We start from the raw sequence: 19,294 nt of genomic DNA on the forward strand, positions 1-19,294 counted from the left end.
GCTCGTCACCGACGCAGGAGTCGCGATGCCGCTTCTCCTCGGGACCGGCATCGGCACGGTGATTGATCGGGTGCTCTTCCCCGCTCCCGCTCGAGAGGACGCCCAGCCCGAGCGCTGACGGGGATCCGCCGTCGGGAGCGACCGCTCACGGCTCCCCTAGTGGACGCTGTCGGCCGGGTACAACCTGCGGGTGAGGAGCGGACCGCCGATTCCGTGCACGAGCAGACTGCTGAGCATGACGATCGCAGTGGCGGCGAGAATCGGATACCCCTGCTCTCGGGGGAGCATGCTGAACGCGATGAGGGCGAAGACGATGGATGCCGGCCCCTTCGGGCCGATGGCAGCCATGTAGACGCGGTCGGTCCGGCTGGTCTTCGACCCGACGAGGGAGAGCAGCACAGGGGCCGCTCGCCCCACCGTGACCGCGATGAGGGCGAGGACGATGGCCGGCCACCAGTCGTCGTTGCGGGAGAGGAGGATCGCTGCCGCCGCGCCGAACCCCAGCCACAGCAGGAGGTTGAGGAAAGACCCCATGTCCTCGACGAGGTGCGCGTCGGACGGGATGCGGTTGCGACCCTGAACGAGACGATAGGCGATTCCGCAGACGAACGCTGCGATGAATCCGTTGCCGTGCACTGTGACCGCGATCGTGTAACTGAGGATCGGAAGGGCGAAGACGCCGATGCGCGCGCTCTGCACGTCGGCCCACTGCTTCTCGTAGGCGACCTTCAAGAGGATGCCGCACACGGCCCCCGTCGCGAGCCCGACCAGCACGGCGAGGACGATCGCAGGCACAGCGCCGAGGAGGATGCCGAGGACATCGTGCGCGGCGTCCCCCGTCCCTGGAGCCGCGAGCGTGATCGCGACGAGGAGCACGGGGCTCAGCAATCCATCGTTGTAGCCGCCTTCGATGGTGAGCCACCTGCTGACGCGGCCGGGCACGCGACCGCCGCGTGTGCGGACGAGGTCCTTCGAGTAGTCAGCCGGAACCGCAATGCATGCGATGACGAGCACGACGCCGAAGGAGAGCCCCATCGGCAGCAGTGCTCCCGCCATCGTGATCAGGACCAACGACAGAGGTAACGCGATCGCGAGCAGTCTGATCGCGGGGCCCGCCAGTTGAGCGCGCAGCGGGCTGCGGAACTGGATCGCGTTGATGAAGAGCAGCAGAGCGAGGATGAGCTCGGACGTCTGCAATGCTCCACTCGAGTTGAAGAACACGTCGACGTCACGTCCGGCGACCCACCCCGTGACGAGCCCGACGGCGACCATGAGCATCGGCCCGGTGACGGCGAGGGAGCTCAGCCTCCGATGCGTGACCGCCCATGCCAGCGCTGCGGCTGCGGCGATGAGGAGAGGGAGCATCCGACGATCTCTGACAGGGACAAGGTGGAGGGCCGGATCGGGAGCGGGGCCGGACGCACCATCTGCGACGAGCACCGTCGGACCGGGAACGCTCTCGAATGCACGCCCAGACGTCGATTCTAGTGTTCGCAAAGCGACCGGGCGCTCCCCGCGAGGGCCCTGATGCGCATCGGAACCGCGGGGCACAACGAGCTCCTCCCGGTCTTTGCCACGGTACGGCAGACGATGCGGCGCTCGACGCCGAGCACCCAGCCCGCGTGGGACCTACCCGGCTGTGAAGGAGATGTTCGACGAGTACCAGGTCGTCAGCGCACGCTCGGCGTCTTCGCGTGCGCGATCGTTCTCGCGCTTGCCGGCCGAGGTCAGGTACGCCGGATCCTCACCGACCGAGTGCGCCGTGTCGTCAGGCTGATTCTCTCGAGACATGCCCACACGATACGTCGACAGGTCGGTCGCTGTCCTCAGATCGAAGGAGGACGCGCCTTCCCGCGACCTCTTGACACACCTCCCGGTTGCATGGTTATCTAGTCGAGTAACTAACCCACCAACCATCGGAGGACTCGTGATCGAAGAAGGCAAGCCCCTCTTCCTCCAGATCGCCGAGCAGATCGAGGACTCGATCCTCGACGGCTCGCTGGCCGAGGAGTCTCAGGCGCCTTCGACGAACGAGCTCGCCGCGTTCTACCGGATCAATCCGGCCACCGCTGCGAAGGGAGTCGCAATGCTCACCGACAAGGGCGTGCTGTACAAGCGCCGCGGCATCGGCATGTTCGTCGCCGCCGGCGCGAAGGACCTGCTCCTCGGGGAGCGCCGTTCCGCGTTCGCCGAGCGCTACATCGACCCGCTCCTCACCGAGGCCCGCACGCTCGGCCTCGACGCCACCGACCTCGCGGCACTGCTCGCCGAGCGCGCCGCCCGCACCGAAGGGAACCCCGCATGACCGCGGTCATCGAGGTGCAGAACCTCACCAAGAGATACCGGGACAAGAGGGCGCTCGACGACGTGTCGCTGTCGCTCGAGCCCGGCGCGATCTACGGCCTCCTCGGCCGCAACGGCGCCGGCAAGACGACGCTCATGTCGATCCTCACCGCGCAGAACTTCGAGACGTCCGGCTCCGTACGGGTGTTCGGCGAGCACCCGTACGAGAACGCACGCGTGCTCGGTCGGATCTGCTTCGTCCGCGAGGGGCAGAAGTACCCCGACGATGCGACGCCCCGGCACGCGTTCTCGGCCGCACGCCTGTTCTTCCCGCACTGGGACCAGACGCTCGCCGACCGGCTGACCGCCGAGTTCCAGCTCCCGCTGAAGCAGCGCATCAAGAAGCTCTCGCGAGGGCAGCTCTCCGCCGTCGGCGTGATCATCGGCCTCGCCTCGCGCGCCGAGCTCACGTTCTTCGACGAGCCCTACCTCGGCCTCGACGCCGTCGCCAGGCAGATCTTCTACGACCGGCTGCTCGAGGACTACGCGGAGCACCCGCGCACCGTCATCCTGTCGTCGCACCTGATCGACGAGGTCTCCAACCTCATCGAGAAGGTCATCGTCATCGACAACGGCCGGATCATCCTCAACGAAGACACGGATGCCGTGCGCGACCGCGCCGTCACCGTGGTCGGCGACGCCGCCAGAGTCGACGCCTGGGCCGCCGGCCGCGAGGTCCTTCATCGCGAGGCGCTCGGGAGGGTCGCCTCCGTCACCACGCTCGGCGAGCTCAGCGCCGCGGAAAGAGCGGAGGTCGCCGCCGCCGGCCTCGACCTCGCCCCGGTCTCGCTGCAGCAGCTCGTCGTGCGGCTCACCCAGCGCGGCGACGTCACCGCCGCCGAGAAAGAGGAGGTGCGCTGATGCGACGCACACTCAACGTCGTCCGTCTGCAGATGATCAACCGGCAGACCTTCATCTGGACGCCGCTGATCATCCTGGTCGGGGCGACCCTGCTCTCGATCCTCGTCTACGCGATGATCCCGGTCGGCACCCCCAAGTACGGTGGTGCAGGGCAGGCGCCGCTCTGGTACTTCATGGCGATCGGCATCGGGGCGATGACCTACACCTTCCCGTTCTCGCAGGCGCTGAGCATCACGCGCCGGGAGTTCTTCCTCGGGACGATGCTCACCGCGGTGCTCGCCAGCGCCCTCATGGGGGTGCTGTTCCTGATCGGCGGCGGCATCGAGGTGCTCACGCACGGCTACGGCGTGAACGGCTACGTCTTCTACCTGGACTGGCTGTGGGAGGCCGGACCCATCGGCGCCTTCGTGGTCTACTTCACGCTCGCCCTCGGCCTCTTCGTGCTCGGCTTCACCGGGGCGACGATCTTCAAGACCTGGGGGCTCACCGTCCTCACGATCTCGTGGGTGGCCGTGGCGCTGCTGCTCGTCGGCCTGGGGTTCCTGGCGACGAAGCTCGACTGGTGGGGCGGCTTCTGGGAGGGCGTGATGACACTCGGGGCCCTCGGCCTCGCGCTCTGGGGCCTCGTGGTCACCGTCGGCCTGATGGGGATCTCGTTCCTCGCCTTCCGGAGGGCGCTCCCTTAGACGATCGGAGGACGGATGCCGCGGCTGCACGGACACGTGCGGTCGCGGCATCCGCGTTTCTGCGCGCGAGGGGTCAGATCGCGTCGTCGGCGGCCAGGAGGTCCATCTGCCAGGCACGGCCGTCCGGATCGTCCTGGTCGTGGGCGTCGACGGCCTCGGTGATGACCTCGTCGATCCGCTCCAGCAGGGTGCTGAACTCGTCGGTCGTTAGGCGCACCACGCGCTGCACGAACGCCGCGTGCACCCCGGTCGCACGACCGGCGACGTACTCGGGGGTCCACTCGACCACGCGTCGCATCATGTCCTGATGGTCCTCGGCGAGCGAGCGGATCATGACGCTGCCGAGGGCCTCGTCGGGCACCGGGCTCTCCGGGCCGCCGAGGTTCAGCGCCAGCTTGCGCCCGACCCAGACCCGGTCGCGTCGATCGCGCGCATGCTCGGGGGCCTCCTCGATGAGTCCGGCATCCGCCAGCACCCGCAGGTGGAAGCTCGCGCTGTTCGGGGCGATGCCGAGCTCCGCGGCGACATCGGCGGCCCGCAGGTGCTCGCGGCGCGCGAACAGGGCGATCATCTGCCGTCGCAGCGGGTTCGCGTACGCCTTGAGCATGTCCGACGTCATCCAGACCGGATCGACGCGCTTCTCCTCGCTCATCCCGTCAGTGTATCCGCATCCAAAGTTGCGCAATAGGAGTTGCGCAACTTCCCTTGCGTAACTATCGTGTGAGCATGACCACCGTGACCGCGCCCCACAGGCTGTGGCAGAACACCCGCTACCTCACCTGGCTCCTCAGCGACACGAGCAAGGGGCTCGCGGCATCCCTCTTCGGATTCGCCGTCCCGCTGCTCGCGCTCATCATCACGAACGACCCCGCGCAGGCGGGCATCATCGGCGGCGCGGGCATGGTCGCGCGGCTGCTGACCACCCTCGCGGGCGGGATCCTGGCCGACCGGCACCGCCGCATCCTCCTCATGCTCATCGGCTCCCTGCTCGGCGTGCTGCTGTCGGCGGCCTTCCTGCTCCTCGCCCTCGCCGACGCGCTCACCTTCTCGACGCTGCTCGTCATCGACGTGCTGCTCGCCGCCCGCAGCGGACTCTTCGACGTCGCCGGCGAGAGCGCCATCAAGGAGATCGTCCCCGACGAGGCGATGGGCCGCGCGCAGGCCGCGAATCAGGGACGGGATGCCGCCCTCCAGCTCGTCGGAGGACCGCTCGGCGGCCTCCTGCTCGGCGTCGGCGGGTGGCTGGTCGGTGCGGTGATGGCGGTGTGCCACCTGGTCGCGGCCCTCACGGCATGGATGCTCCGCCGGGGCGCGCGTCGCAACGGGATCGTCGGCACCGGCGCGGACGGCGTGCGGGAGAGGGGAAACCCGGACGAGGTGCGCGCCGGACGGCGTGTCGAGGTCGGACACGCGGATGCCGACACGGATGCTCTGGGTCTTCCCCCCACATCCGCAGGTCATCCGGCATCCGCGAGTCATCCGGCATCCGTCGTGAAGACGAGCGCGTGGACGGAGTTCCGCGAGGGCTTCTCGTGGCTGCTCTCGCGCCCCGACCTGCGCGGCGTCCTCTTCATCACCACGATCATCAACCTCGGCTTCAACGCGGCGATCACCACGGTGATCTACTCGCTGCAGCAGTCCGGATACTCCGCGGTGTTCATCGGCACGCTGTCGGCGGCGCTGGGCGGAACGATGCTGCTCGGCGCCATCGTGGCCCCGATGCTCGTCCCCCGGATCAGCGCGGGAACACTGACGATCGTGAGTCTCGCATGCGCGACCGCGGGCATCGTCGCCATCTCGATGATCACCGAGCCCTGGCTGATCGTCGGTGTGCTCGCCGCATCGGTGTTCCTGCTGCCCGCGCTGAACGCCGCGCTGATGGGCTACTTCATGGTCGCCACCCCGTCGCGGCTGCTCGGCAGGGCCAACAGCGCCGCCGCCGTGCTGGGCATGGGAGCCATGCCGCTCGCCCCGCTCATCGCCGGCTTCGGGCTCGCGTCGGCCGGACGCGAGTGGACCGTCATCGCGTGCGCCGTGCTGTGCCTCGTGGCCGTGGCCCTCGCCGTCGGCAACCGCGCGCTGCGGGCGCTCCCCACCGAGTCCGGCTGGACCGCGCACGCGAAGCAGTTCGAGTAGAGCGCCCCGGCGCACGCACCGCGCCGCACCTGCGGGAGACTGGACCGGACCGAAGGGGACGCTCATGACACGACGATGGCGGGATGCCGTGCTCCCGACGATCGGCCTCGTCGCCGCCGCGGTCGCCGTCAGCTGGACGATCACGTTCTCGGTGCCGGTCGTGGTGCCGACGGCATCCGACACCGCCGATGTCGCCTTCGGCTGGCCGCTCCCCTGGTACCACCAGGATCTGTCGCGCTTCGCCTACGTCGACCACCCCGTCGAGGTCACGGTCGTCGGCGACCGCGCAGACCCGGTGCCGACGAGCGTCGACTGGCTCGCCTTCTCGGGGAACGTCGCCCTCACGGCCCTCGTGCTGTGGCCCATCGCCCTCGTGCTCATCCGCGGCCTCGCGCGGCTGGTCCTGCGCGCGCGGGAGAACGACGCGCCGACGGGTGAGACTTGACCCTGACACTGTGGAAGAAGGGATAACGGAAGCATGTTATCCATCGGAGCCTTCGCGCAGATCGGCCAGGTGACCCACCGGATGCTTCGACACTGGGACACCGCCGGTCTGCTCGTTCCCGCCCACGTGGACGAGTTCAGCGGCTACCGCTCGTACGACCCTTCGCAGCTGGAGAGGCTGCATCGGATCGTCGCGCTGCGCCAGCTCGGCTTCGGCCTCGACGATATCGCGCTGATCCTCGAACAAGGGATCGACGCGGAACGGATCGCGGCCATGCTGCGTCTGCGTCGCGCCGAGGTCGAGGAGGAGCACCGGGTCGCCGCCGCCCGACTCGTGGACGTGGAGCGGCGGCTCCATCTCATCGAAAGCGAGAACCAGATGTCACAGGTCGAGATCATCGAGAAACCCCTCCCCGCCGTGCGGCTCGCCGCGCAGACGGCATCCGTGCCCGAACACGAGGTCGGCTCCACGGTCGGCCCCCTGTTCGAGAGCCTCGAGAACGTGCTCGGCGACGAGTGCGGCGCCCTGTCGACGCCGATCGCGCAGTACAGCCTCGGCGAGGACGGCATGGACATCACGGTCGGCTACGCCTACGGCGGCGAGCGCCGCGACGGGTTCGAGCTCGTCGACCTCCCCGCCGTCGAGCTCGCGATCTGCGGGGTGCACCTCGGCGCGATGGACCGCATCAGGGAGACCTGGAGCGCGGTGCACGCCGAGATCATCGCCCGGGGCTACGTGCCCAGCGGACCCTGCCGCGAGCTCTACGTGCGCGCCGTGTCGGAGGACCAGTCCGACTGGGTCACCGAGCTGCAGCAGCCCGTCGAGCGCCCGTGACGTGTCGGGTCAGAGTGCGCCGGTGAGGGCGGCCACTCCCACCAGCACCGACACCAGGGCGAGCACGAGAGCGATGCCGATGAGCACCGCGTGCACCCGAAGGAACGCAGTGGGGCGGCCGTCGGCATCCCTCGCCCTCGGGTCCTTCGCGACCCTCTTGTAGAACTGCGGCCAGACGATCGCATTGAACGCGGCGTTGAGGAAGAGGACGACGGCGAGGGGGATCACCCCTCCACGCTAACCGCATCCGTTCGCCGGATGCGCCGCCCGTCCGCGCGGGCAGCGCATCCGGCGGCGAAGCGTCAGGTAAACAACCGCGTCCATGTATCACGAACCTCTTGCCGCGCTCCTTACAGGTGTGATCACAATGGGACTCATGATCGACGGCGCACCCGACGCCGATCTCGATCCGGCAGCGGACGACGGGGCGGCGCGGTGGCAGCGTGCCGCAGCCTTCTTCGACGCATGGCGAGACGGCGACAGCCGCGCGATGGACGACCTCGTGCGACTGATGACACCTGTGCTCTGGCATGTCGTGCGCGCGTACGGGCTGGAGCGGATGCTCGCCGAGGACGTGGTGCAGACCACCTGGCTCCGTCTCGTGCGCGGGCGCGAGACGATCGCCGACTCGCGCGCCGTCGCCGCCTGGCTCACCACCACGGCACGGCGCGAGGCGTGGAAGGTCGGCAAGGCCCACGGCAGGGTCGACACCACAGAACCGGAAGACCTCGACGCCCTCCTCCCCGAGCAGTCGTCCGCCGAGGACCACGCGGCGACCGGCGACGAGAACCGCCGCCTGTGGGCCGCGGTGCGCGTGCTCGACGACCGCTGCCAGCGTCTGCTGCGCGTCGTGGCGTTCGACGACCGCCCCGACTACGCCCGCATCGCCGCCGACCTGTCGATGCCGATCGGCAGCATCGGCCCCACGCGCAAGCGCTGCCTCACCAAGCTGCGCGACCTGCTCGACCCTTCGCCGAGGGGAGGCCTCTCGTGAACGAGCACGACGATGCGGAGCTGTTCGCTCGGCTGCGGTCGATGTGGTCGGATGTCGACCCCGTTCCCGCCTTCCTGATCGACCGCATGATCGCGGCGGTCGCCACCGACTCCCTGTCGGAGGAGTACGCGCTGCTCACCATCGTCGAGCGCCCGCTCAGCGAGGTGCGCGGAGAAGCGGATGCTCTCACCCTGCAGTTCAGCGACGGCACCACGAGCATCCTGCTGCACGTCACCTCGACCGCGAACGGCCGGCGCCGGGTCGACGGCTGGGTCGACACGGCCGCGGCGGAGATCGTGCTCACGCAGGGCGATGCCGTCCGTACGACGACCCCCTCCGAGACGGGGCGATTCGTGTTCGACGACGTGCCGCCCGGGCTCACCCGCGTGCGCCTGGCCACCAGGATCGGCGACGACGTGCGCACCCTGTCGACCCCGCAGTTCGAACTGTGATCCGCTCCGCGCGGGCACGAGACGCGGGCACGCCCGCACCGAGAGGATGACCGATGGATCAGCCCAAGGGATGGACCTGGCAGGACCGAGCGGAAGGGTCGATCCGCCGCGGCTCGGCGCTCGACCCGAACGTCGAGCCGGTCGACGGCATCCGGGCGTTCCCCACCGCGTACCTGCCGGAGCGCCTGCTGATCACGCACGATGACGACAACGGGGCGTACGACCAGGAGGTCAAGACCCTGCACGAGGCCGCCGGGTCGTTCGGCTGGGAGCTCGTGCTCGAGGAGCCGGAGCTGCGACGGGGGCTGACCGCCGAGATCCCGTGGTTCGTGCGCGCCCATCTCACGACGCCGGATCAGCCGGTGCGCGGGGAATCGCCCGTTCCGCCCGACGCCTGGCGGGTGCTGCAGCGCGCCCGCAGGATCTCCCGATCGCGGATGCCGCGGACCAGCCTCGAGCACGTGCTGTCGATCGACCCGGTCGGGCTCAACCCGTTCACCAGGACGAACCCGTTCACGCGCACCAATCCGTTCACGCGCACGAACCCGGTGGGACCCGGCGGCGCGGCGGGCAGCGAGGACTACCTGCAGCCCGGCCGCGGCGCACGCCAGCCGGTGAGCTGGCTCGGCCCGGCGCCTTCGCGCGCCGCGACCCCGCGGAAGGGCCGGAGACCTGTGGTCGCCGTTCTCGACACGGGATGCGGGGTCCACGACTGGCTCCCTGAGGGAATCGTGACGCGGCACGTGGAGCTCGACGGCGTTCCCGTCGGCCTGACGGACGACGCCGATCCGGAGCGCTATCCCGACCTCTATGGCCAGCTGGACGGCGAGATCGATGCCGTGGCCGGGCACGGCACGTTCATCGCCGGCCTGATCCGCCAGGCCGCCCCTGACGCCGACATCCTGTCCGTGCGCATCGCCGGAGCGCTGGGCGTGGTCGATGAGAGCACGTTCCTGAACACCCTCGCGCAGGTCGTCGAGCTGCTGCGCCGGCATCGCGAGAATCCGCGCACCGGGTATCCGATCGATGTGCTCAATCTCTCCCTCGGGTACTACCACGAGACGCCGAGCGACGGCCTGTTCAGCCTCACACTGAACGCGCTGCTCACCAGGGCGCGGGAGCTCGGCTGCGTCGTCGTGTGCTCTGCGGGCAACGACGCGATCGATCGGCCGTCGTTCCCCGCGTCCCTGTGGGCGTGGCCGGGAGCCGACAACGGCATCCCCCGGGATGACGACGCTCCGCTGGTGTCCGTGGGCGCGCTCAACCCGTCGTCCCGCTCGGTCGCGCTGTTCTCGAATGTCGGGCCCTGGGTGCGCGTGTACGCACCCGGTGCTGCGGTGGTGAGCACGTCGCCCGCCTTTGTCGGCGGAGAGCAGGCGACCTCGCGGGCCGACGTCGACGGGCTGCGTCGCGAGACCCTCGATCCGGACGACTACCGCGGCGGCTTCGCCGTGTGGAGCGGGACGTCGTTCGCCGCTCCCTACGTGGCGGGGCGGATCGCGGCGCAGTTGGGCACCGTCCCCCTGGGCGGAGTGAAGACGGATGCCGCGATCGCAGCCGTCACGTCGGTGCTGAACGCACTGCCCGCGCCGACAGAGGGGGTCTGAACCGGGGCCGTCTTCGAGACCGCCGTCCCGGCGACATCGGCGGTCTCCTCACGGGTCGAAACGACTTCCGGGCGGCCTCGCCCGCCCGGCACTTCCCCAATCGCACGCCGCAGGGCCATCCTGGGAGCATGCCCCTGTCTGCGACCGAGCTGCACCAGCGCGGTGTCGCTGCGGCCAACGCGCGGCGGTTCGGCCAGGCTCGTCGCGCCCTCACCGCGGCATCCGCCCGCACAGACGATGAGGACCTCCGCGCCCGCATCGACGGCACCGTCGCGTACGTGCTCGCACAGACGGGGAGACCCGCCGACGCCGAGCGGCTCTCGACCGCTGCCCTCGCCCGTCCCGGGTTGAGCGAAGAGACGGTGGCGGTGCTGAGCGGCCAGCTCGGCACGCTGCTCCTGTACTCCGGTCGCCTCGACGAGGCCGAAGCCATGCTGACTCGGGCGATCCGCGTCGTCGCCGCAGAATCCGCCGAGCACGCGAACCTGCTCATGAACCGAGCGGTGGTGCGGATGCAGCGCCACGAACTCGCTCCGTGCATCGCCGATCTCGAACACGCGGCGGCGATCTTCGAGGCGGCGGGCGAGGAGGAGCCGCTCGCTGAGGCCCGCCACAACCTCGGCTATGCGGCGCTGCTCGGCGGCGACCTGGTCGCGGCGCTCGCGCTGATGACCCGCTCCCGACCGGCGCTCGCGGCAACGAGCGATCTGGCCGCCGCGATCGGCGATCTCGACCGCGCCGAGGTGCTCCGCGACGCGGGGCTCACGACCGAGGCGGAGGCTCTGCTCGCCGAGGTGGCCGTGCAGTTCGGCGCGCAGCGGATGAGGCAGGCCCGCGGCGAGGCCGAGTTCCACCTCGCGCGCTCGCAGCTGCGGCACGATCCCCGGGCGGCGGAGCGGACGGCGCGCACCGCGGTCCGCCGCTTCACGGCGCTCGGCAGTGACGGATGGGCCACCCGCGCCGAGGCCGTGCGTCTCGACGCACGGCTGCGCGCAGGGGGCAGGACCGACCCTGCGGACTTCGCGCGCACGGCATCCGCTCTCCGTCGCCGCGGCTTCCGCACCGAGGCCACGGGGCTCGCGCTGACCGCACGGCTCGGCGGGCGCGGACGGATGCCACGCCTTCCGCCCGACGCTCCCACACCGCTGCGGATGCATGCGCAGGAGGTCAGAGCGGTGCGCGCGTCTGCGGCGGGCCGGGATCGCGAGGCTCTGCGCGCAGCCTCCGACGGGCTGGAGCTGCTGACGACGTGGCAGCAGTCGTTCGGAGCGCTCGACCTGCAGGCATCCGTCGCGATGCACGGCGCCGACCTGATGTTCGCGGGGCTCGCCGCCGCAGCGCGCACGGGCGACCCGGCCGTGCTGTTCGAGTGGTCCGAGCGCGCGCGGCACCTGAGCCAGCAGGTGGCGCCCGTCCGTCCGCCGCACGACCCTGAGCTCGCCGGCGACCTCGCCGAACTGCGGATGCTGCGCGCCGATCTCGCCGGAACCGACTGGTCGGGTGACGCCAGGGTGCGCGCACTCCGGGCGCGCGTGCGCGAACGGCAGTGGTCGACGACGGGTGTCGGCGGCACCCGCACGCGCATCGAGCTCGCCGAGGCGCAGGGACGGATCGCCGACGACACCGCGATCCTCGCCTACGTGTTCACCGGTGCGGAACTGCAGTGCGTCGTGGTGACGGCATCCGACGCCCGCATCGTGCCGCTCGACTGGCCCGGCGTGCGCGGTGCCCTCGACGGCCTCCGCGCCGACCTCGACGTCGCCGCCCTCACGCGCGGCGGGCCGATGGCCGCGCTGGTGGAGCGCTCGCTCGATGAGCGCCTGCGCGTCCTCGACGACGCGCTGCTCGCCCCCGTGCGCGCGGCGGTGCAGGCACGGCGCTTCGCGCTGACGATCCCCGGCATCCTCGCCGGCATCCCCTGGGCGATGCTGCCTGGTCTCTCCGGGGTCCCGTTCACCCTGGCGACCTCGGTGTCGCGCTGGCTCGCCGATCGCCCGACCGAAGATCGGATGCGAGCGCCGAGGGCCGGGTTCGCCGCCGGGCCGCGCGTCCCCCGCGCGGAGGAGGAGATCAGACGGGCGGCAGCGGCGTGGCCCTCGGCGACCCTGCTCACCGCCGACGATTCCCGCGTCACGAGCGTCACCGACCTCGCGGGGGAGTCCGACGTGCTGCACATCGCCGCGCACGGACGCCACGCGACGGGCAACCCGATGTTCTCGGGACTCGAGCTCGCCGACGGCACCCTGTTCGGCTACGACGTCGACCTCATCCCGCACGTGCCGGCGACGGTGCTGCTGTCGGCGTGCGAGCTGGGTCGCTCCTCGGTGCGCTGGGGCGAGGAGGCGCTCGGCATGACGCGGGTGTGGCTGCACGCCGGCACCGGATGCGTGATCGCGGCGCCCGTCATGGTGGCGGATGCCGTGGCCGGCGAGCTCCTGTCGGCCGTGCACGAGGGGCTGGCCTCGGGCGCCGATGCCGCGGACGCTCTCGCCGCGGCATCCCTCTCCACCGGGCTGCGCGCCCCCTTCCAGTGCCACGGGAACGGATTCTGAAGATTTTCTCCAATCGCTGTATCAGAACCGGGGGGACCCGCTCCTGATCTACAGAAGGTGCCATGCGAAAGGGCTTCGAGAAGGCGGAGCGCGGGAGGCGCAGTCGAACTGGGGAACCTGTGCACTGGGGAGTGCAGGGATACGACAGGCCACCATCTGCCCGGAGGTGCCGCGGTTGCAACCGCGGCACCTCCTTCATGGGCGCCCGCATGCCGCAGCACAGGACTCACCACCCCCGTTTCGTCTCGCTCCGCTCGCTCAACGACCCGCAGGGAGGGGAGACCCGGCAGACGCGACTCAGGATGCCGTGATGACCTCGTACCCGGCGGCGCGCAGCGCCGCGACGGCGTCGACGTCGGCGTCTTCGTCGGTCAGCACCACGGGGAACAGCTCCACCCCGCCGACGCTGGCGAAGGCCGTGACGCCGAGCTTGCTGCCGTCAGTCACGACGATCGCGCGGCGCGCACGCTCGGCCATCATGCGGTTCACCGCGGCCTCGCGCTCGTCCTGCGTGGTGGCGCCGGCCGCGGCATCCATCCCGTTCACGCCGATGAACGCGAGATCGAGCCGGACGCCGCGGAGCAGCTGCTCCACGAAGGGGCCGACGAGCTCGTAGGTGCGCGAGTGGATCACCCCGCCCGTGACGACCACCTTGATGTCGGGGCGGGTCGCGAGCTGAGCCGCGATGTTGACCGCGTTCGTGACGACCGTGATGCCGCCGCCTGCGGCGAGGTCCTCCCGTGCGGCGATGGCCGCGGCGATCGCCGTCGTCGTCGTCCCGCCCGAGAGCCCGACGACCATGCCCGGCATGACGAGAGCGGCGGCCGCCTGGGCGATGCTCTCCTTCTGCTGCGTGCGGAGGTGGCTCTTGTACCGGATCGGCAGCTCGTAGGCCACCGCCTGCGCCACCGCTCCGCCGTGCGTGCGGGTGAGCAGCCGCTGCTCCGCGAGGCTGTCGAGGTCGCGGCGGGTGGTCGCCGGCGATGCGCCGAAGCGCTCGACGAGCTCCTCGACCGTGACCTCGCCGGCGTCGGCGAGCAGGTCGAGGATCGCGTTGAGACGGGCGGCGCGCTTCATGTCACCATCCTGCCCGACCCGGCGCCGCGGTCGTCCTCACGATTCCAGGGCGAACAGGCGGAGCATCCGCGCGGCCTCGTCGGCCAGGGCCTCGCGCGCGGGCTTCAGGTACTTGCGCGAGTCGACGAGCGTCTCGTCGGCGGCGAGCGTCGACCGGACGGCCCTGGTGAAGAAGCCGTTCAGGTGCGTCGAGACGTTGATCTTCGTCATGCCGGCGCGCACGGCGTCGGCGATGACGGCATCCGCCACACCAGAGGAGCCGTGCAGCACCAGGGGCACGGAGAGCGCGGCGCGCAGACGGGCGATGAGGCCGAGGTCGAGGGATGCCGAGCGGTCGAGCATCGCGTGCGAGGAGCCGACCGCCACGGCCAGCGCGTCGACGCCCGTCGCCTCGACGAAGGCCCTGGCCTCGTCGGGGTCGGTGCGGACGCCGGGCGCGTGCGCGCCGTCCTTTCCGCCGACCTCGCCCAGCTCTCCCTCGACGTAGACGCCCGCGGCGTGCGCGCGTGCGGCCACCGCTGCGGTGAGGGCGACGTTGTCGTCGTAGGGGAGGGCGCCGCCGTCGAACATGACCGAGCCGAAGCCGAGGGCGATCGCCTCGTCGACGAGCTCCGGACGCTCGGCGTGGTCGAGGTGCACGGCGACCGGGGTCGATGCGCGCCGCGCGATCGCGAGCGTCGCGAGCGCGATCGGCTCGAGGGCGCCGTGGTAGTCGGCGCAGTTCTGCGAGATCTGCAGGATCACCGGGAGTCCAGCCAGCTCCGACGCGCGCACCAGCCCCTCGGCGGTCTCGAGGTGGATCACGTTGAACGCGCCGATGCCGGTGCCGCGGGTCGCGGCATCCGTCACCAGTTCACGGGCGGAGACGAGGGTCATTCGCGGTCCTTCTGTTCGTACGGGCGCACGCTCAGTCGTGCGTCTAGGTCGGGCCAGGTGTCGGAGATCTCGCCGGCGAGGGGCATCAGCACCGCCGCGGCCGACCAGGATGTCGCGCGCCGGAGGATCCGCTCGGGGTCGCGCTCGCCCTCCGCGTAGAGCACGGCGCATGCCGCGACACCGGCGTCGCCGGCGCCGGTCGGGTTGCCGGCGAGAGGCGCGTCGAGGCGGGCGTGCACGACGTCGGATGCCGTCACGGCGAGCATCCCGTCGGCCCCCAGCGACAACAGCACGAGCTCCACGCCGCGCGCGATGAGCGACCGGGCGCCCTCGACGGGGTCGGCGATGCCCGTGGCGTCGACGAGCTCCGCGGCGTTGGGCTTGAGGACGGACGCTCCGGCATCCGCCGCCTGCAGCAGCGCGGGGCCGGAGGTGTCGACGATCACCGGCACCCCGGCGTCCCGGCCGACGCCGATCAGGAGCGGGAGGAGCGTGCGGGGAGCGCCGGGCGGGAGACTGCCCGAGATCACCAGGACGTCGGCGGCGGGCAGCCGTTCGACGACCTCGGCGAGCAGGGCGCCCCATTCCTCGTCGGTCGGGTTGACGCCGCGTTCGTTGACGACGGTGGTGTCGCCGAGGTGCTCGTCGACGATCGCCACGCTCTGCCGCGTGGCTCCGGCGACCTGGACGAGCGCGTGGGGCACTCCGGAGAGCACGAGCTCGTCGGCGAAGTCGGCTCCCGCCCTGCCGCCGACCGTGGTCACGGCGACGACGTCAGCGCCCTGCGCGTGCGCGACCCTGGCGACGTTGAGCCCCTTGCCTCCGGCGCGTGCGGCGCCGGCATCCGCCCTGTGCGTCTCGCCGACCGTGAGGCGGTCGACGCGCCAGGTGAGGTCGAGCGCGGGGTTCGGGGTGACCGTGAGGATCATACGAGCTCCCTCGCGCGCAGCGCGGCGCCGATCAGCCCCGCGTTTCCGGAGAGCTCGGCGGGTACGAGCTCGGGCAGACGGTGGAAGCTCAGTCGTGCGGCGAGTCGCGAGCGCAGTTCGTCGAACAGCGCCCCTCCGGCGCGCGACAGCCCTCCGCCGATCACGACGGCCTCGGGCGCGACGACCGCGGTGAGCTGCGCGAGCGACATGGTCAGCGCGTCGAGCGCGGAGTTCCAGATGTCCGCTGCGACCTGGTCGCCGGCGGCCGCGCGGGCGATCACGTCCTTCGCGCCGTCCGGCGTGACGCCGGTGGCTTCGCGGTAACGGCGGGCGATGGCTCCGGCCGAGGCCACGGCCTCCAGGCATCCGCGGGCGCCGCACGCGCAGATCGGACCGTCGGCGATCGGGGAGTGCCCGATCTCTCCGGCGTACCCGCCTGCGGTGTAGGGGACGCCGCCCACGAGGAGGGCGCCCGCGATGCCGGTGCCGATCACGAGAACGACGGAGTTCGCATAGGCGCGGGCGCCGCCGAGGCGGTGCTCCGCCCAGCTCGCGGCGCGCACATCGTGGTCGAAGCCGACGGGGAGACCCAGCTCCGCGGCCGCGAGGTCGCGGATGGGCGCGTCGTGCCACCCCAGGTTGCTGGCGAAGACGCCGAGCCCGGCATCCGCGTCGACGATCCCGGGGACGACCAGCCCGACCGCCTGCGGCACCACGTCGGGGTGGTCGGCCGTGAGCTCGGCGGCGAGCACGCCGAGGCGCTCCATCAGCACGCCGGTGCGGTCACCGTCGGCCACCGGCGTCGGCGTGCGGCGGAGTCCTCGTGCGATGCCGTCGGCGTCGAACAGCGCGGACTTGATGTCGGTGCCGCCCACGTCGAACGCGAGCACCGGAGCCCCCTGTCCGAGCGACCGCACCGAGGCGAGTCGCTCGCCGGAGGCGTCCTTCACGACATCGGGTACGGGTGCGGTGTCGCTCGGATCAGGGGAGGCCATCATGCATCCAGGATGACGGAACGCGAGAGGTTGCGGGGCTGGTCGGGGTCGAGTCCGCGCACGACGGCGCGGTCGAGGGCCACGCGGTGCAGGCGCACGAGATCGGCCATCGGATCGATCGGGTTCTGCACGAAACGCGCCCCCGTGGCCTCGACCTGCGCCGCGAGCCCTTCGGGGGCCTCGCCGAACTGCCAGGTGACGCGGCCGGGGGCGGCGATCGCGATCGGGCCGTGGCGGTAGTCCATCGACGGGTACGACTCGGTCCACGACTGCGAGGACTCGCGCATCTTCAGCGCCGCCTCGTGGGCGAGGCCGATCGTCCAGCCGCGTCCGAGGAAGGAGTACTGGTCGGCATCCCGCAGTCCGTCGTCGTCGACGCCGGCGAGCACGCCCCTGGCGTCGTCGATCGCGCTGGTGAGGTCCTCGCCGAGCGAGGCGCGGAACAGCGCGAGCGCGGTCGTGGCGAAGCGGGTCTGCACGACCGACTTCTCGTCGGCGAACGGCAGCAGCACGGCCTCGTCGACGAGCGATACCAGCGGCGAGGTGGGGTCGCCGATCACGCCGACGACGGGGACGCGGCCCTTGATCTTCTCGACGAGCTCGAGCACCTCGGTGGTCGTGCCGGAGCGGGTGAGGGCGACGACCGCGTCGTAGTCGCGGTCGATGAACGCCTCGGATGCCGCGAACGCGTCGGTCTCGCCGAGGCCGGCGTTCTCGCGCAGCGCGGCGTAGGACTGGGCGATGAACCAGGAGGTGCCGCATCCGACGACCGCGATGCGTGCGCCGGCCGCCGGGAGGAGCGCCTGCTCGTCGCGCAGATCGGCCGCTCGCGCCCAGGTGTCGGGCTGCGAGTTGAGCTCTTCGCGCATGTGCGCGCCGGGCAGAAGTTCGGTCATGATCGACCCCTCCAAAGGAAAGTTTGCGTGATTGTGATTGTTTGAAGCTTGATTCGATCATAGTATGTCGTCAAAGAAGTTCATTGCAAGGTTCTTCTTGATTTTGTTTGTTCTCCTGACAAATAATCGAACAAGTTCCACCGCCTCTCCGCTGATCCCGTCGACGAAGAGGTCGCCCAGAGCCCATCCGGCTCACATGATCCCCCTTCCCGCAAGATCGGGGATCACACGCACCGTCGCGTGAAAGTGTTCGCGACTGTGCACTACCCGCCTCTCCACTGGAGGGCAGACCACCGCTCTCCTCCGAGGCGGCGGACACACACAGTGAGGAATGCAATACACATGAAGAAGTCACTGCGATTCGGCGCAGCCGCTGTTGCGGCCGTCGCCACGCTCTCGCTCGCTTCGTGCGGGTTCGGCGGCTCCACCGGCGGCGACGGCGGCGATGCCGGCGGCGCAACCACGCTCGACCTCCTCGTCCCCAGCTACTCCGACGCCACCAAGGGCCTCTGGGAGGACGTCATCAAGGGGTTCGAGAAGGAGAACCCCGACATCAAGGTGAAGCTCGAGGTGCAGTCGTGGGACAACCTCGAGAAGGTCGTCTCCACCAAGATCCAGGCGAACGACGCCCCCGACATCTACAACGGCGGCCCCTTCGCCGGCTTCGTCGGCGATGACCTGCTCTACCCGGCCAAGGACGTCGTCTCGGCGGACACGTACTCCGACTTCCAGGACGCCTTCCTGAAGAACGCCGAGGTCGACGGCACCGCCTACGCCCTCCCGCTCATCGCGTCGGCGCGCGCCCTGTTCGTGAACAACGCGCTGCTCACGCAGGCCGGCGTCTCCGAGGCGCCCAAGAACTGGGACGAGCTGCTGGATGCCGCGACCAAGGTCTCCGCCCTCGGCGGCGGCGTCTCCGGCTACGGCATGCCGCTCGGCTCCGAAGAGGCTCAGGCCGAGGCGGCCGTGTGGCTGTGGGGCGGCGGCGGCTCGTTCGGCGACGCGAAGGACATCACGATCGACACCCCCGAGAACCTCGTGGGCGCCGAGCAGATCAAGAAGATGATCGACGCGGGCGCGACTCAGGCCGACCCGGGCTCCACGCAGCGTTCGCCGCTGATGGACATCTTCATCCAGGGCAAGATCGGCATGCAGGTCGGCCTCCCGCCGACGGTCGGCCAGATCGAAGAGGGCAACCCCGACCTCGATTACTCGATCGTCCCGATCCCGACCAAGGACGGCTCGCCGTTCACGCTCGGCGTCATGGACCAGCTGATGGCGTTCCAGAACGACGGTGACAAGAAGGAGGCGATCACCAAGTTCTTCGACTACTACTACTCCGCCGACGTCTACGTGCCGTGGGTGCAGGCCGAGGGCTTCCTCCCCGTCACCAAGTCGGGCGCCGAGAAGCTCAACGGCGACGAGAAGCTGAAGCCGTTCCTCGACGTGCTGCCGGACGCGCAGTTCTACCCGTCGACGAACCCCAAGTGGTCGGCCACCGACGGCGCCTTCAAGTCGCTGTTCGGCCAGCTCCAGTCGCAGTCCGCCGCTGACGTCCTGAAGCAGATCCAGGCCCAGGTCGACGCGGGCTGATCCGCCGGAAAGGGAGAG

General features: G+C 70.6%; 20 protein-coding genes. 11 read left to right on the top strand and 9 right to left on the bottom strand.

Translation table 11 applies throughout. The features are described 5' to 3' along the window. Window positions 1–156: 156 nt before the first annotated feature. Window positions 157–1,365, bottom strand: coding sequence for a cation:proton antiporter (locus CQ047_RS12565; RefSeq protein WP_105675751.1), 1,209 nt, complete (start codon window positions 1,363–1,365; stop codon window positions 157–159). A gap of 264 nt (window positions 1,366–1,629) precedes the next feature. Next, window positions 1,630–1,791, bottom strand: coding sequence for a hypothetical protein (locus tag CQ047_RS18900; RefSeq protein ID WP_181155930.1), 162 nt, complete (start codon window positions 1,789–1,791; stop codon window positions 1,630–1,632). A 136-nt stretch (window positions 1,792–1,927) separates the two neighbouring features. On the opposite strand from CQ047_RS18900, the gene CQ047_RS12570 reads away from it, so the two are divergent. The 3 genes from CQ047_RS12570 to CQ047_RS12580 are packed head-to-tail and all read left to right on the top strand — an operon-like array spanning window position 1,928 to window position 3,890. Beyond that, entirely contained in the window at window positions 1,928–2,305 is a 378-nt protein-coding gene (locus CQ047_RS12570; RefSeq protein WP_105675753.1) for a GntR family transcriptional regulator, read from the top strand. Then, window positions 2,302–3,204: an ABC transporter ATP-binding protein gene (locus CQ047_RS12575; protein ID WP_105675755.1), complete on the top strand. Its 903-nt coding sequence runs from the start codon at window positions 2,302–2,304 to the stop codon at window positions 3,202–3,204. Before CQ047_RS12570 ends, CQ047_RS12575 begins: the two co-directional genes overlap by 4 nt. Further along, on the top strand, window positions 3,204–3,890 hold the full coding sequence (locus tag CQ047_RS12580; protein WP_105675757.1) for a hypothetical protein: 687 nt from the start codon (window positions 3,204–3,206) through the stop codon (window positions 3,888–3,890). Before CQ047_RS12575 ends, CQ047_RS12580 begins: the two co-directional genes overlap by 1 nt. Before the next feature lie 73 nt (window positions 3,891–3,963). On the opposite strand, the gene CQ047_RS12585 is transcribed toward CQ047_RS12580, so the two are convergent. Then, complete coding sequence (locus CQ047_RS12585) at window positions 3,964–4,542, bottom strand: helix-turn-helix transcriptional regulator (RefSeq protein ID WP_105675759.1); 579 nt, start codon at window positions 4,540–4,542, stop codon at window positions 3,964–3,966. Between the two features lie 74 nt (window positions 4,543–4,616). Between CQ047_RS12585 and CQ047_RS12590 the strand changes: the two genes are divergently transcribed. From CQ047_RS12590 to CQ047_RS12600, 3 genes are all read left to right on the top strand, one after another. Continuing rightward, window positions 4,617–6,026: an MFS transporter gene (locus CQ047_RS12590; protein WP_105675830.1), complete on the top strand. Its 1,410-nt coding sequence runs from the start codon at window positions 4,617–4,619 to the stop codon at window positions 6,024–6,026. 64 nt (window positions 6,027–6,090) lie between these two features. Next, window positions 6,091–6,471 (top strand): hypothetical protein, encoded by a 381-nt coding sequence (locus CQ047_RS12595; RefSeq protein ID WP_146114345.1) that lies wholly within the window; start codon window positions 6,091–6,093, stop codon window positions 6,469–6,471. A 33-nt stretch (window positions 6,472–6,504) separates the two neighbouring features. Continuing rightward, window positions 6,505–7,305, top strand: coding sequence for a MerR family transcriptional regulator (locus CQ047_RS12600; RefSeq protein ID WP_105675763.1), 801 nt, complete (start codon window positions 6,505–6,507; stop codon window positions 7,303–7,305). Window positions 7,306–7,314: 9 nt separating this feature from the next. Here the strand turns inward: CQ047_RS12600 and CQ047_RS12605 are convergent, their stop codons facing one another. After that, the gene (locus tag CQ047_RS12605) at window positions 7,315–7,533 is read right to left on the bottom strand and encodes an SCO4848 family membrane protein (RefSeq protein WP_105675765.1); all 219 of its coding nucleotides are present in this window, start codon (window positions 7,531–7,533) and stop codon (window positions 7,315–7,317) included. A 148-nt stretch (window positions 7,534–7,681) separates the two neighbouring features. Between CQ047_RS12605 and CQ047_RS12610 the strand changes: the two genes are divergently transcribed. From CQ047_RS12610 to CQ047_RS12625, 4 genes are all read left to right on the top strand, one after another. Continuing rightward, window positions 7,682–8,299: an RNA polymerase sigma factor gene (locus CQ047_RS12610; protein ID WP_258132631.1), complete on the top strand. Its 618-nt coding sequence runs from the start codon at window positions 7,682–7,684 to the stop codon at window positions 8,297–8,299. Beyond that, window positions 8,296–8,751: a hypothetical protein gene (locus CQ047_RS12615; RefSeq protein ID WP_105675769.1), complete on the top strand. Its 456-nt coding sequence runs from the start codon at window positions 8,296–8,298 to the stop codon at window positions 8,749–8,751. The genes CQ047_RS12610 and CQ047_RS12615 overlap by 4 nt, the downstream gene beginning before the upstream one ends. A 53-nt stretch (window positions 8,752–8,804) precedes the next feature. Beyond that, complete coding sequence (locus tag CQ047_RS12620) at window positions 8,805–10,358, top strand: S8/S53 family peptidase (protein WP_105675772.1); 1,554 nt, start codon at window positions 8,805–8,807, stop codon at window positions 10,356–10,358. A gap of 128 nt (window positions 10,359–10,486) precedes the next feature. Further along, entirely contained in the window at window positions 10,487–12,910 is a 2,424-nt protein-coding gene (locus tag CQ047_RS12625; protein WP_105675773.1) for a CHAT domain-containing protein, read from the top strand. A gap of 297 nt (window positions 12,911–13,207) precedes the next feature. Here CQ047_RS12625 and CQ047_RS12630 read toward each other — a convergent pair whose 3' ends face one another. The 5 genes from CQ047_RS12630 to CQ047_RS12650 are packed head-to-tail and all read right to left on the bottom strand — an operon-like array spanning window position 13,208 to window position 17,683. Beyond that, complete coding sequence (locus tag CQ047_RS12630) at window positions 13,208–13,987, bottom strand: DeoR/GlpR family DNA-binding transcription regulator (RefSeq protein ID WP_105675775.1); 780 nt, start codon at window positions 13,985–13,987, stop codon at window positions 13,208–13,210. A 36-nt stretch (window positions 13,988–14,023) separates the two neighbouring features. Continuing rightward, window positions 14,024–14,863 (bottom strand): class II fructose-bisphosphate aldolase, encoded by an 840-nt coding sequence (locus CQ047_RS12635; protein ID WP_105675777.1) that lies wholly within the window; start codon window positions 14,861–14,863, stop codon window positions 14,024–14,026. Continuing rightward, window positions 14,860–15,792 (bottom strand): 1-phosphofructokinase family hexose kinase, encoded by a 933-nt coding sequence (locus CQ047_RS12640; RefSeq protein WP_105675779.1) that lies wholly within the window; start codon window positions 15,790–15,792, stop codon window positions 14,860–14,862. Before CQ047_RS12640 ends, CQ047_RS12635 begins: the two co-directional genes overlap by 4 nt. Beyond that, complete coding sequence (locus tag CQ047_RS12645) at window positions 15,789–16,790, bottom strand: ROK family protein (RefSeq protein ID WP_258132633.1); 1,002 nt, start codon at window positions 16,788–16,790, stop codon at window positions 15,789–15,791. The genes CQ047_RS12640 and CQ047_RS12645 overlap by 4 nt, the downstream gene beginning before the upstream one ends. After that, complete coding sequence (locus CQ047_RS12650; protein WP_105675782.1) at window positions 16,787–17,683, bottom strand: SIS domain-containing protein; 897 nt, start codon at window positions 17,681–17,683, stop codon at window positions 16,787–16,789. Before CQ047_RS12650 ends, CQ047_RS12645 begins: the two co-directional genes overlap by 4 nt. Window positions 17,684–18,025: 342 nt before the next feature. Here CQ047_RS12650 and CQ047_RS12655 point away from each other — a divergent pair, with 342 nt between their 5' ends. Further along, window positions 18,026–19,276, top strand: a complete 1,251-nt coding sequence (locus tag CQ047_RS12655; protein ID WP_105675784.1) for an extracellular solute-binding protein — start codon at window positions 18,026–18,028, stop codon at window positions 19,274–19,276. Window positions 19,277–19,294: the final 18 nt, after the last annotated feature.

The sequence above is a fragment of the Microbacterium sp. MYb72 genome (assembly GCF_002979415.1).
GTDB classification, from domain to species: Bacteria; Actinomycetota; Actinomycetes; order Actinomycetales; family Microbacteriaceae; genus Microbacterium; species Microbacterium natoriense.